Here is a 13,453-nt window from a genome sequence, read left to right on the forward strand (position 1 = left end):
GATGAAGAGAGGGGGTGCTGAGCGCTCAGCGGGCCAGCGCGGCCCGCCAGCCCAGGCCGGCCTCGGTGGTGGAAGCGGGCTTGTACTCGCAGCCCACCCAGCCGTCATAGCCGATGCGGTCGAGGTGCTCGAAGAGGAAGCCGTAGGCGATCTCGCCGGTGCCGGGCTCATGACGGCCCGGGTTGTCGGCCACCTGGATGTGCGCAATGCGCGGCAGGTGGCGCTGCAGCGTGGCGGCCAGCTCCCCTTCGGTGCGCTGGGCGTGGTAGACGTCGTACTGCAGATAGAGGTTGTCTGCGCCGACCTCGTCGATCAGGTCCAGGGCCTGCTGGGTGCGGTTCAGGTAGAAGCCGGGGATGTCGTAGCGGTTGATGGGCTCGACGAGCAGGCGCAGCCCGGCCGTGCGCAATCGCTGGGCGGCATGGCGCAGGTTGTCCACCAGGGTGTGGTGCAGCACCGCCTCGTCCACGCCGGCCGGGGCTTTGCCGGCCAGGCAGTTGAGCTGTCTCACGCCGAGCACGCGGGCACAGTCCAGGGCACGCTCCACGCCCTCACGGAACTCGGCCACGCGATCGGGGTGGCAGGCGATGCCGCGCTCGCCGGCCTCCCAGTCGCCGGCGGGCAGGTTGTGCAGCACCAGCGTCAGGCGATGGGCCTGCAGCCGGGCACGGATCTCCTGCGCGTCGTGTGCATACGGGAACAGGAACTCCACGGCCTGGAAGCCTGCGCGTGCTGCGGCTTCGAAGCGGTCGAGGAAGGGGTGCTCGGTGAAGAGCATGCTGAGGTTGGCCGCAAAACGGGGCATGTCGGTCTCTCCTTCAATCCAGCAGGGCCACGGCGGTGGGCACGTCGGCCGCTTGCGCAGCCAGGTCCTCGAACTCGACGATGTGGTCGATCTCGGTGCCCATGGCAATGTTGGTGACGCGCTCGAGGATCACCTCGATGACCACCGGCACCTGGTGCTGTGCCATCCACGCTTGGGCCTGCCGGATCGCCGGCACGAGCTCCTCGGCGCGGTGCACGCGCAGCGCCTTGCAGCCCAGGCCCTCGACCACCTTGACATGGTCCACCCCGTAACCCTGTGCGGCCGCCTCGCTGGCCGGGGCATTGATGTTCTCGAAGCCGAGCTGCACGCAGTAGTCCATGTCGAACCCGCGCTGCGCCTGGCGAATCAGCCCCAGGTAGCTGTTGTTGACCAGGATGTGGAGGTAGGGCAGCTTGAACTGTGCACCCACGGCCAGCTCCTCGATCATGAACTGGAAGTCGTAATCGCCCGACAGGGCCACGATGGGGCGCTTGGGGTCGGCCGCGCGCACGCCCAGCGCGGCCGGCACGGTCCAGCCCAGCGGGCCGGCCTGCCCGCAGTTGATCCAGCGCCGCGGGCCGTAGACGTGCAGGAACTGCGCAGCGGCGATCTGGCTCAGGCCGATGGTGGAGACGTAGGTCACGTCCCGGCCGAAGGCCTCGTTCATGCACTGGTACACGCGCTGCGGCTTCATCGGCACGGTGTCGAAGTTCGTCTTGCGCAGGTAAGCCAGCGAGGCCTTGCGGGCGCGGCATTCGGCGGCCCAGGCTGAGCGGTCCTTCAGGCGGCCGGCGGCCTGCCACTCTCGCGCCACCGCCACGAACAGCTCGAGCGCGGCCCGGGCGTCGGAGACGACGCCGTAGTCGGGCGCGAAGACCCGGCCGATCTGGGTGGGCTCGATGTCCACGTGGATGAAGCGGCGGCCCTTACAGTAAACCTCGGGTGAGCCGGTGTGGCGGTTTGCCCAGCGGTTGCCGATGCCCAGCACGAAGTCACTGGCCAGCAGGTTGGCATTGCCATAGCGGTGGCTCGTCTGCAGGCCGCACATGCCGGCCATCAGCGGGTGATCGTCCGGGATGCTGCCCCAGCCCATCAGCGTGGGGATCACCGGGATGCCGGTGAGCTCGGCAAAGGCCACCAGCAGGTCCGAGGCGTCGGCATTGATGATGCCGCCGCCGGCCACGATCAGCGGGCGCTCGGCGCTGGACAGCATCTCCAGGGCTTTCTCGATCTGTTTGCGTGTCGCCGCGGGCTTGTAGACCGGCAGCGGCTCGTAGGTGTCGATGTCGAACTCGATCTCGGCCTGCATCACGTCGAAGGGCAGGTCGATCAGCACTGGGCCCGGGCGGCCCGAACGCATCAGGTGGAAGGCCTGCTGGAAGGCGCGCGGCACCTGGGCCGGCTCCAGCACCGTGGTGGCCCACTTGGTGACGGGCCGCGCGATGGAAGCGATGTCCACGGCCTGGAAGTCCTCCTTGTGCAGCCGCGCCCGCGGTGCCTGGCCGGTGATGCACAGGATGGGGATGGAGTCGGCCTGGGCCGAATACAGGCCGGTGATCATGTCGGTGCCGGCCGGGCCCGAGGTGCCGATGCACACGCCGATGTGGCCCGGGGCGGCGCGGGTGTAGCCCTCGGCCATGTGCGAGGCCCCTTCCACGTGGCGCGCAAGGATGTGCCCGATGGTGCCTCGCTCACGCAGCTGGGCATACAGGGGGTTGATGGCAGCGCCGGGCACGCCGAAGGCCTGCGTGACGCCTTCCTTTTCCATCACCAGCACGGCGGCCATCGCCGCTTTCATCTTGGGCATGTCGATCTCCTGTGACCGAAGGGACTGGGAACTGGTGCCGATGGTGGCGTGCAAGGGGCGGCCCCGGAAGACGGCGCTGGCGCATTTCGCTTATTCCATGGTGGAATAGCACGCATGGAACGTCTGCAAGCCATCCGTCTGTTCGTGCGCGTGGTCGATCTCGGTTCGTTCAGCAAGGCCGCGGCCGAACTGGGCATCGGCCAACCGGCCGCGACCAAGCAGGTGCGGCGCATGGAGGCCCAGCTCGGTGCCCGGCTGCTGCACCGCTCCACCCATGGCGTCACGCCCACCGAGATCGGGCTGCTCTACTACGAGAAGTGCAAGCTCATTGCCCACCACATCGAGGAAGCCGAATCGGTGGCCACGCTGTTGCAGACGCAGGTGCAGGGCGCCTTGCGCATCAACACCTCGGTGGCCTTCGGCCGGCGCGTGCTGGCGCCGCTGGTGATGCAGTTCATGCGCATGAACCCGCAACTTCTCGTCGATCTGAGCTGTGACGACCGCTACGTGGACCTGGTGGAACTCGGCGTGGACGTGGCCATCCGCATGGGTCGCCTGGCCGATTCCACGCTGGGCGCTCGCTACCTGGGCCTCAACCCCTGGGTGGTGGTGGCCTCGCCCGCCTATCTCGACGAACATGGCCTGCCCAGGACCCCCCGCGAGCTGCACCAGCACCGCGCGCTGATCTACAGCACGGTGCAGGGTGATGCGCGCTGGCATTTCACCGGCGCGCGGGGCCAGGCGGTGTCGGTCGAGGTGCGCGGCAACCTGCGATCGAACAACCTGTCGATGCTGCTGGCGGCGGCGCGCGAGGGCTTTGGTGTGGCGGCGCTGCCGCGCTACGTGGCCCACGAATCGCTGCGTACCGGTGCGCTCAAGGCGCTGCTGGACGGCTGGCAACTGCCCCAGCAGGAGATCCACGCCGTCTACCCCTCGCCGCGCATGGTGCCGGCCAAGGTGAGCCGGTTCATCGAGTGGCTGCAGGGCCAGTTCGAGGGGCAGTGGTGGGCGCGCTGCGCGCCGTCGGCGGGCAAGCGCAAGCCCGCAGCCGAGCCCTGAACGCGGGCGCTGGGGCTGGTCCCCCCGGCGGGAATCGAACCCACATCTAGCGCTTAGGAGGCGCTCGTTCTATCCATTGAACTACGGCGGGACGCCGGCGCGCATTGTCCCATGAATGGGAACGGCTTCACCAGCGCCAGGTCCAGATGAAGTCCAGGGCGTTTTCCTCGACGCCGGCCTGGGCGCGCACGGTGAAGCGCTGCGCGATGCGGTAGATGAGCTGCCAGTTTCCGCTGGTGGCGTTGAGCGAGCGTTCGTAGCCCACGTACCAGCGCCGTGAGATCTGCTTGCCCACGCTCACGATGGTCTCGGCCACGCCGGCGCTGTCCTCCTGGCGCACCGAAAGCTCGTCCAGGCCGATCGCGCGGGTGAGGTTGCCGGCGGGCGAGTCGCCCTCACCCGAGACCAGGGCCAGCACAGCGCGTTGCAGCAGCGCGGCCTCCGCGCGGGCGAGCTGACCGCTGCCCCGGCCCAGCACCAGCCAAGAGAGCTTGTCGGTCTCGCTCATCTCGGGCTCGGAGAACAGGCGCACGCGCGGGTTCTCGGCCGTCCCGGTGATGGCCACGCCCACGCGGATGTCGGTGTTCGGCCGAGTCGCCTCGATGTCCAGGCGCGGATTGTCCGGCGTGCCGACGAAGCTGATCACGCCCTTTTCGATCGTGAGCTTCTGGCCGTAGGCGGCGTAGGTGCCGTCCACGGCGCGGATGTCGCCATGCAGCGCGGGGCGCCCTGCCGGGGTGGTCAGGCGCAACGCCCCGGCCAGTCGCGTGTCCAGGCCCCGGCCGCGCAGCCGCAGCCGCTCGCCGGCGTCCAGCCGCAGGTTGAGGGCCACGGCCCGCCGGGGTGGCGCCATGCGGCGCGGCGCCTCGTCTTCGCGCACCTCGGTGCGCCGCACCACCACGTCATCGGACAGGGTGGGCGCATCCGAGCGCGAGATGTCGATCAGGCCTTCGTCGATGCGGAAGTCGCCGTCGGCCTGCAGGCGATCGGCCTCCAGGATCACGCGGCCGCTACCGCTGACGACCACGCGGCGGTCCACACGGCCGAGAACGGTGAAGCGCTCGGCTCGCAGTTGCAGCTGCGCCCGCGCGCGCTCGCCGAACTGGGCCCCTCCGGTGAGCTGCACCTCGCCCTCGCCGCCGCGTGCGCGCAGGGTCTCGATGCGCGCCGTCGCCCCGCGCATCACGAGGTGCAGTTCCCCGTCGCGCAGGTGGATGCCTTGCAGCAGGTTGCGGGCCTCCACCGCCCGGGCGCGCACCTCGCCGGTGTACTCCGGAGCGCCCAGGCGCCCGCCGAGGTCGGCGCGCAACTGCATCTGTCCGCCCAGCCGCCAGCCCGCGGGCACCCATGCGGCCCAGGCGCCGAGGTTGTCCACGTCGGCCTGCAGGCGTCCGCGCAGCGCGGCGTCGGGCGAGGGCCACCAATCCTGTGGCCCGGCCAGCACCGTCTGCTCGCCCGACAGGCGGCCCAAGTTGGCCCCGGCCATGGCCTGGGTGAAGCGCCAGCGGCCGTCGCGGGCTTGCAGGGCCAGGCGCAGCTCGGTGAGGTCGAGCCGCTCGACCAGGCCGCCGGCTTCCTCCACCCGCAGGTCGCCGCGCACGCGGGCGATCTCCAGGTCGGCCTGGAAGCTGGGCGCGCTGCGCAGCCGCAGGGAGGCCCCCAGTTCCAAGTCGCCGGTCCAGCCAAAACCGGGATGAAACTCGCGCAGCAGCGGGGCGATCGGCAGCGGATCGAGCCAGGCATGGGCCTGCAGCACGGCCGGCCGGCCGGCCTGCGCCGCCTGGTAGAGCAGCTCGTCCCAGCGCAAGGTGGCGTGTTGGCGGCCGGCGCGCAGGCGGGCCTGGCCCGCCCCGAGGCTCAGCCGCACGGGCTGGTCCGCCCGGTGCTCCCACTGCAAGGCAACGTCATCGACCTCGAGCCAGGGGCTCTGGCCGGTCTGGGCCGGGCCGAGCACGAGGCGTTGCAGCCGTCCCTGCCAGCCCTGGAAAAGGTCGGCCCCCAGGCCGCGGCCGGTGGCCACTTCGGCGCGACCGGACACCTGCAACTGCAGTTGCACCGGCCGGGTGTTTCCCGCCGCGCCTGCGCCGTCGGGGCCGCCTGGGGGGGGCGCCCAGGGCAGGGCCAGGTTCGAGCGGCCATCCACCCGCAGGTGGTGTTCGCGCAGGCTGCCGTCCAGGCGCAGCGTCGTGGTGTCGATGCGCCGGTCCCGTTGCTGCAGGCCTTCCAGGCGCAGTTCGAGCTGCTGGGCCGCCTCAGCGGCGGCCAAACTCAAGTCCCAACGGCCTTCGGCGGCTTGCAGCCGCCAGTCGTTCCAGCGCAGGGCGCGGCCCTGGAGCTGCCCGTCCAGGCGCTGCGGCTGGGCGGCCGCGCCCCAGCGCACGCGGGTGTCCAGGCGCACGGCCCCCTCCAGCCGGACCTCTGGTCGCCAGACTTGCAGCACCGGCGCCAGGCGCTCCAACGCCGGAGCATCCAGGCTCAGGGCCAGCGCCTCGCCGGCCTCGCCCGGCCGGCCGCCGGGCAGGCTCCCCAGCCAGTCCAGGCGGTTGCCGGCCAGCAGCAACCGACCTTCGGTGCGGGCCGGCGAGCCGGTGCGCTCGGCCTGCCATCGCAGTTCTCCCTGCAGCGGCTGGCCGGCCAGCAGGCTGTCGTGCAGGCGGGCTTCGGCGCGGCCCTGCCAGCGCCCCACCCAGGCCAGCACCGTCTCGCCCTTGGCCTGTGGCGGCAGCGTCAAGCGGGCCTGCGCCTGGCCGGACAGCCGGTGCTCCCGGGCCGCCCCCGACGCGCCGGCCAGGCCGGGCCACCAGGTCAGCGGATCGATGTCCTGCCAACTTGCCTGCAAGCGGGCCTGCGCCGCCCGCCCGGGCGGGGAGTCGAACTCGGCTTGCAGCTCGGCCCGGGCGACGCCGGCGCGCGCCGTGAACTCGCGCACCAGGCCGCGCCGGCCGGCAAACTCGCCGTTCAGTGACAGCGCCACGGGCACGCGCGCCCCGCGCGCGCCGGGCAGGTGGCCTTCGAGCCGGGCGCGGACCTCCACCGGCTGACCCGAGCCGCCCGAGGCCAGTTCGACCGGGCCGGACAGGCGCATCGCCGGCAGCCGGGCGTCCACGGCGGCCGGTTCGAGCTGCGTTGCTTGCAGACGGCCCCGCCAGCCCGACGGCGCCCATCGGCCCTCGCCCCGCACCCGGCCGGCCTCGCGAGTGGTGTTGCCCAGCACCGCCTCGAAATGCTCCACGGCGACACCCTCTTGCGGTGTCAGGCCCGTGCTGCGCGCCTGCAGGACCAGGCTGCGCAGCGGCAGGTGAGCGGCGTCCCAGCGGTCGGCCCGGGCATTGCGCAGCCGCACGTTCACCACGCCGTCCGCGGCCCCGGCCCGCGCCATGCCGAGCTGCGCCTGCACCTGGCCGCTCAGGGCTGTGCGCGGGGCCGCGCTGGACAGCGCGGCCAGGTCCAGGGCTTCGAACTGGGCCTCCAGGCGGTCCAGCGGCAGGCGGGCAAAGGGGGTGAGCGTCGCCTGGGCCTGGAGCGACTGCCCGGCCGCCGAGAGCGAGGCGTTCACCGGCAGCCGTGCCAACGGACCCTCGGCCTCGACGCGGGCGCGCCAGGTGCCGGCCACCGTCGGCCCTTCGGGCAGATCTCCGGCCAGGTCCAGCACGACGCGCGCATCCAGCGGCGCTGCGGCGCCCACTTCGGCATGGCCCTGCAGGGTCAGGCGGTCCCAGCGCAGGCTCAGGGCCTCGAGGCGGTGCGTCCGGCCGCCATCGGCGCCCAGCTCGAGGGTGGCCGCCAGGTCGCGCACCGCGGGCATGGCCCCGCCGAAGGACAGCTCGCCGATGCGCAAGGCCTGCAGGGCCAGGTGCAGGGGCGATCCGAGGTCCGAGGGCGGCGATGCCGGCTCACGGCGTTCGCCCGGGGGCAGGCGCAGGCTCAGGCGCTCCATCTCCAGTCGCGCCACATGCAGGCTCAGCCAGTGCCCGGGCGCCGCGGCGGTCCAGCTCAGGCCCCGCCAGGCCAGGCCGTCGATTGTCACGCCGTCGTCCGGCCGGCCGGGGCCGGACAGGTCCAGGTGCACCCGGCGTGCCGAGAAGTCGCCCAGCAGCGGGCCCTGCGGCTCCACCACCGTCAGGCGGGGCACTGCGCGCAGCAGCCAGGCCGTGCCGGCCGGCGTGGTCAGCGCCGCCACCACCGCCCCCACGAGGGCCGCCACGGCCAACAAGGGCAGGGCAACGACCAGCAGCCACGACAGCCGGCCCGGCCCGCGGCGCGCAGGCGCTTGCGGGGGCGGGGGGGCGGGCGGGGCCGGGGTCGGGTCCATGCGTCAATAGGCGATGCCCACACTGAGATGCAGGCGCCAGCGGTTCGTTTCCTCGCCGTAGGCCGCATCCACCTTCAGCGGGCCCACCGGGCTGCGCCAGCGCAGGCCCAGGCCGTAACCCACCTTGGCGTGGAAGGCTGTCCAGTCGTTGGTGGCATCGCCGGCGTCGATGAAGGCGGCCCACCACCATGGGCGCAGGCTGCGCGCACCGAGCGGGCGGGCCAGCTCCAGGCTGGCCGTGGCCAGCACCTTGCCTCCCACCGTCGTGCCGCCTTGCTGCGGGCCGATCGAGCGATAGGCGTAGCCGCGCACCGACTCGTCCCCGCCCGCGCGAAACAGCAGGGTGTCGGGCACGTCCACGTTGTTGGGGGTGAAGACCTCGCCGCCTTCGACGCGGGCACTGGCATACCAGCCGCCCAGCGGCAGGTAGCCGCTTAGGCGCCCGTAGACCCGACTGAACGGGCCGTCGCCGGCATCGCTGCGCGCGTGGCCGGCGCCCACCTGGGCCGAGGCGGCGATGCCGCGTGTGGGCAGCAGCACGTTGTCGACGTTGCGCCAGACCCATTCGTAGTTGGCCGTGAGGGCGCTGGCGCGCTGGCGGCCGAGGTCGGTGGTGACGATGGCGGTGGTGTATTCACCGTAGTACAGGCGGTCGATGCGCTCGGTGTCCTGGGTGCGGCCCGCGCGCAAGCGGTAGCTGTCCGTGGGGGCCGAGCTGGCGCTCCTGAAGCGCTCGCCGGCGAAGGCCAGCAGGTTGCGGTACTGGTCGGCCTTCGGATGGGAGGTCAGCTCGGACTTCAGCGAGCTCTGGTCGCGGCCGAGCTCCAGCTTGTGCTTGGCCACCCAGTTCAGCCCGAAGGGCCGCCGGTGCAGGTGCTCGATCGTCCCGCGCGCGCGCGCCACGTCGCTGTAGCCGATGCCCAGCGTCAGGTCCTGCAGCGGCGCTTCGCGCACGGCGATCGTCACCGGGGCGGCCTGCGCCCTGGCCGGGTCGGGGTCGACCAACACCGAGGCGGATTCGAACAGCCCGCTGCGCTGCAGGCGCTCTTGCAGGTCGAGCACCTGCTTTTCGGTGTAGCGGTCGCCCGGCCGGAAAGTGAGCTGGTGGCTCACCGCCTCCTCGCGCTGGTTCGACAGCCCCTCGATGCGCACGGGCCCGAAGCGAAACAGCGGCCCGCTGTCGGCCACCGCGAACAGGCGCACCGCGTTGCGTGGCGCATCCACCTCGGCCGCCGTGCCGGCCCAGGTGGCCGCCGGGTAGCCGTCGCTGCGCAGCCGGCCCAGCAATTCGGTTTTTTCGGCCGACCACCAGTCTTGCGAGAACGGTCGGCCCTCGCGCAGCCGCCAGCCGGCCTGGATCTCCTGCAGCAAGGCCTGGTCGCGCGCACTGCCGGCGTCGGCTTGCTCGACGATCTCGCCCTGCACCTCGATGGTCGCCCGGCTCACGCGAGTGCGCTCGCCCGGGTCCACCTCGATGCGGATCAGGGGCGGTTCACCCTCCTCGCGGGTGATGCGGATCGTCGGGTTGAAGTAGCCGCGCGTTTCCAGCAGCGAGCGTGCCTGCGCCGGCGTGGCAGCGATCAGGCGTCGCACTTCGGCCTCGGTGGCCTCGGCCAGTGCCGGGTCGGTGCGAAAGCGCGCCAGGTCGAGGTAGGTGCCCAGCAGCTCGTCCAGATCGTCCCCAGCGCTGATGCGCAGCAGGTAGGGCACGCGCGTGGCTGCCGTGTCGGCGCGCGGCGCGGCGGCATCGTCGGCCCGCGCCGGCGCGGGAGGCAGCGCCGCCAGGGCCAGCCAGGGCAGGAGGGACAGGACGGTTCCGAGGCGCTGCGCCGCGGTCATTTGCTCAGCAAACGCATGGCCCCTTCCAGCCCGGACAGCGTGAGCGGGAACATGCGCTGGTTCATGAGCTGCTGGATGATCGCGATCGACTGGCGATAAGCCCACACACCCTGCGGCTCGGGATTGATCCAGACGTACTTGGGGAAGGCATGGGTGAGACGCTGCAGCCATTCGGCCCCAGGCTCCTCGTTGTTGTATTCCACACTGCCGCCCGGCTGAAGGATCTCGTACGGGCTCATCGTGGCGTCGCCCACGAAGATGAGCTTGTAGTCCTTGTTGTACTTGCGGATCACATCCCACGTCGGGAACTTCTCGCTGTAGCGGCGGCGGTTGTTCTTCCACATGTAGTCGTAGACGCAGTTGTGGAAGTAATAGAACTCCAGGTGCTTGAACTCAGACTTGGCCGCGCTGAAAAGTTCCTCGACACGGTGGATGTGCTCGTCCATCGTCCCGCCCACGTCCATCAGCAGCAGCACCTTCACCTGGTTGTGGCGTTCGGGCACCATCTTCAGGTCCAGCCAGCCGGCATTGGCCGCGGTGGAGCGGATGGTGTCGTCCAAGTCGAGCTCCAGCTCCGAGCCTTCGCGGGCGAAGCGGCGCAGCCGACGCAGCGCGACCTTGATGTTGCGTGTGCCCAGCTCCAGCGTGTCGTCGTAGTCCTTGTACTGGCGCTGGTCCCACACCTTCACCGCGCTCTTGTTGCGGCCCTTGTCCTGGCCGATGCGGATGCCTTCGGGGTTGTAGCCATAGGCACCGTAGGGCGAGGTGCCGCCGGTGCCGATGAAGCGGTTGCCGCCCTCGTGGCGCTCCTTCTGCTTCTCGAAGAGCTCGCGCAGGCGCTTCATCAGCTCGTCCCAGCCGAGCTTCTCGATCCGAGCCTTCTCCTCGGGCGACAGCTCCAGCTCCAGGCGCTTTTGCAACCATTCGAGCGGGATCTCCTTCGAGAAATCGGTGAGCAGTTCCACGCCCTTGAAATAGGCGCCAAAGGCCCGGTCGAACTTGTCGAAATGGGCCTCGTCCTTCACCAGGGCCGTGCGCGCCAGGTAGTAGAACTTGTCCACCGTGGGGCCGCCGTCGTCGTCGATCACGCCGCCCTGGATCGCTTCGAGCAGCATCAGGAATTCCTTGATCGACACCGGCAGCTTGGCGGCGCGCAGGGTGAAGAAGAAGTCGATCAGCATGAAATGCCTCGCAGGCGTGGCAGGTTCAACGCGGCCGTTCGAGTTGCCACTGCAGATGCGTGCGCACCGTCGGCCATTCGGGAGCCGTGATGCTGTAGACGCAGGTGTCTCGCAGGCTGCCGTCCGGGGTGCGCTGGTGATGGCGCAAGATCCCGTCGAGCTTGGCGCCCAGGCGCTCGATGCTGCGTCGGCTGGCTTGGTTGAGGAAGTGAGTGCGCAACTCGACCGCGATGCACTGCAGCGTCTCGAACGCGTGGGTGAGCAGCAGCAGCTTGGCTTCGGTATTCAAGGCGGTGCGCTGCACGCGCCGCGCATACCAGGTGGCGCCGATCTCCACCCGGCGGTGCACGTCGTCGATGTGCAGGTAGTTGGTCATGCCTGCCAGCCGGCCCGTTGCGCGCTCACGCACGGCAAAAGGCAGCCAGGCACCGGACTCGCGCAGCGTCAGGCGCCGCTCGATCTCGCCTGCCATCTGCTCGGGGGACGGGATGGTCGTGTACCACAGCTTCCACAGCTCGCCGTCACGCACGGCATCGGCCAGGCCGTCTGCATGTTCGGGCGCCAGGGGCTCGAGCACCACGTGGGTGCCGGTGAGCGTGACGGGCTGGGCGAGGGAGGGCATGATCTCAGCGGTGGTGCCGCTGCATGAAGACCAGCTTCTCGAACAGCGAGAGGTCCTGCTCGTTCTTCAGCAAGGCGCCCACCAGCGGCGGGATGGCAACCTTGTCGTCCTTGCTCTGCAGCGCTTCGGCAGGTATGTCCTCGGCCACCAGCAGCTTGAGCCAGTCCAGCAGTTCGGACGTGCTGGGTTTCTTCTTCAGTCCCGGCAAGTTGCGCACATCGTAGAAGTTCTTCAGCGCGGCCGACAGCAGTTCCTTCTTCAGCCCGGGAAAGTGCACTTCGACGATGTTCTTCATCGTGTCCGCGTCCGGGAACTTGATGTAATGGAAGAAGCAGCGGCGCAGGAAGGCGTCGGGCAGCTCCTTCTCGTTGTTCGAGGTGATGAACACCAGCGGCCGGTGCTTGGCGCGGATCATCTGCCGCGTCTCGTACACATAGAACTCCATGCGGTCGAGTTCGCGCAGCAGGTCGTTGGGGAATTCGATGTCGGCCTTGTCGATCTCGTCGATCAGCAGGGCCACCGGCTGCTCGGCCTCGAAGGCCTGCCACAGCACACCCTTGACGATGTAGTTGTGGATGTCCTTCACCCGCTCGTCGCCGAGTTGGCTGTCGCGCAGGCGGCTCACGGCGTCGTACTCGTACAAGCCCTGCTGGGCCTTGGTGGTCGACTTGATGTGCCATTGCAGCAGGGGCATGCCCAGCGAACGGGCCACTTCCTCGGCCAGCATGGTCTTGCCGGTGCCCGGCTCGCCCTTGACCAGCAGCGGGCGCTTCAGGGTGATGGCGGCATTGACCGCCAGGCGCAGATCGTCGGTGGCGACGTAGGTCTCGGAGCCGTGGAACTTCATGGAAGATGTGCCGGATCAAGCGTGGATGAGGGCAAAAGCAGTATAAGCGGGCTGGCTATAATCGTCGGTTGATCCCAAACACCGACGATTCACCGCGCCCACATGAAGAAAGTCAAATCCACGATGATCGCGCTGGCCGCAGCGGCTGGCTTGAGCGCCTTCTTTGCGGGCGCGGCCGTTGCCCAGGACGTCAAGGCGGGCGAAGCCAAGGTGGCCATGTGCATTGGTTGCCATGGCATCCCCGGCTATCAGGCCAGCTTCCCCGAGATCCACAAGGTGCCGATGATCTCCGGCCAGAACGCCAAGTTCATCGTGGCCGCGCTTCAGGCCTACAAGAAGGGTGAGCGCAAGCACCCGACGATGCGCGGCATCGCCGAAACGCTGTCCGAGCAGGACATGGCCGATATCGCCGCTTTCTATGAGCAGCAGGTGCCGCCGGCCAATGTGCCTGAGACCCCGGCCCGCCAGCCCCGCGCCGAAGTGGCCGCCCTGCTCGAAAAGGGCGGTTGCGTGGCCTGCCACGGCGCCAACTTCAACAAGCCCATCGACGGCAGTTATCCCAAGATTGCCGGCCAGCACGCCGACTATCTCTACGTGGCGCTGAAGTCCTACAAGATCGAGGGCAATCCGATCATCGGCCGTGGCAACGCCATCATGGCCGGCCAGGTCAAGCAGTTCACCGACGCCGAGCTCAAGGCCATGGCCCAGTACATCGCCTCGCTGCCTGGCGACCTGCGCGTGGTGCCTCAGTCTCGCTTCCGCCTGGGTTCTGCGCGCTGATCGCGCCAACCAGACAAGAAAGCCGCTGAATCCCAGCGGCTTTTTTGTTGTTCAGGAGTTTTGCTCCACGTGTCCACGTAACCACCCGCAACCTGCGGCAACTCTTTGTAAAACCCGCGATTGCTGGCTTCCCAAGGCGGCGGGGCCTTGTCCATACTGCGCCGCGCTCTGAGACCGAGCGTTCCATCGTCGAGCGGGCGC

The 13,453-nt window shown here is 69.8% G+C and carries 9 protein-coding genes and 1 tRNA gene; 2 read left to right on the top strand and 8 right to left on the bottom strand.

Annotation, left to right across the window (positions count from 1 at the left end; translation table 11 throughout):
* Positions 1–25: 25 nt before the first annotated feature.
* Positions 26–805: a hydroxypyruvate isomerase gene (gene hyi, locus AC1ECW_RS04975; protein ID WP_481201317.1), complete on the bottom strand. Its 780-nt coding sequence runs from the start codon at positions 803–805 to the stop codon at positions 26–28.
* A 13-nt stretch (positions 806–818) separates the two neighbouring features.
* Positions 819–2,612 carry a glyoxylate carboligase gene (gene gcl, locus AC1ECW_RS04980; RefSeq protein WP_409709446.1) on the bottom strand — a complete coding sequence of 598 codons (1,794 nt, stop codon included), beginning with the start codon at positions 2,610–2,612 and terminating at the stop codon, positions 819–821.
* Between the two features lie 114 nt (positions 2,613–2,726).
* Here gcl and AC1ECW_RS04985 point away from each other — a divergent pair, with 114 nt between their 5' ends.
* Positions 2,727–3,671 (top strand): LysR family transcriptional regulator, encoded by a 945-nt coding sequence (locus AC1ECW_RS04985; RefSeq protein ID WP_409709444.1) that lies wholly within the window; start codon positions 2,727–2,729, stop codon positions 3,669–3,671.
* 16 nt (positions 3,672–3,687) lie between these two features.
* On the opposite strand, the gene AC1ECW_RS04990 is transcribed toward AC1ECW_RS04985, so the two are convergent.
* The 6 genes from AC1ECW_RS04990 to AC1ECW_RS05015 all read right to left on the bottom strand — a co-directional run bounded on the left by AC1ECW_RS04990 (position 3,688) and on the right by AC1ECW_RS05015 (position 12,472).
* Positions 3,688–3,762: transfer RNA gene (locus AC1ECW_RS04990), tRNA-Arg, on the bottom strand.
* Positions 3,763–3,798: 36 nt separating this feature from the next.
* Positions 3,799–7,983, bottom strand: coding sequence for a translocation/assembly module TamB domain-containing protein (locus tag AC1ECW_RS04995; RefSeq protein WP_481201318.1), 4,185 nt, complete (start codon positions 7,981–7,983; stop codon positions 3,799–3,801).
* Positions 7,984–7,986: 3 nt separating this feature from the next.
* A complete protein-coding gene (locus AC1ECW_RS05000) occupies positions 7,987–9,822 on the bottom strand; it encodes an autotransporter assembly complex protein TamA (protein ID WP_481201319.1) in 1,836 nt (611 codons plus the stop codon).
* Positions 9,819–11,003 carry a vWA domain-containing protein gene (locus AC1ECW_RS05005; RefSeq protein WP_409708093.1) on the bottom strand — a complete coding sequence of 395 codons (1,185 nt, stop codon included), beginning with the start codon at positions 11,001–11,003 and terminating at the stop codon, positions 9,819–9,821. The genes AC1ECW_RS05000 and AC1ECW_RS05005 overlap by 4 nt, the downstream gene beginning before the upstream one ends.
* A 25-nt stretch (positions 11,004–11,028) precedes the next feature.
* Entirely contained in the window at positions 11,029–11,625 is a 597-nt protein-coding gene (locus AC1ECW_RS05010; protein WP_409708096.1) for a GNAT family N-acetyltransferase, read from the bottom strand.
* A gap of 4 nt (positions 11,626–11,629) precedes the next feature.
* Positions 11,630–12,472 carry an AAA family ATPase gene (locus AC1ECW_RS05015; protein WP_409708099.1) on the bottom strand — a complete coding sequence of 281 codons (843 nt, stop codon included), beginning with the start codon at positions 12,470–12,472 and terminating at the stop codon, positions 11,630–11,632.
* Positions 12,473–12,574: 102 nt separating this feature from the next.
* Between AC1ECW_RS05015 and AC1ECW_RS05020 the strand changes: the two genes are divergently transcribed.
* Entirely contained in the window at positions 12,575–13,252 is a 678-nt protein-coding gene (locus AC1ECW_RS05020; protein ID WP_409708102.1) for a c-type cytochrome, read from the top strand.
* The last annotated feature ends 201 nt before the right edge of the window (positions 13,253–13,453 follow it).

This window comes from Caldimonas hydrothermalis (assembly GCF_056746695.1).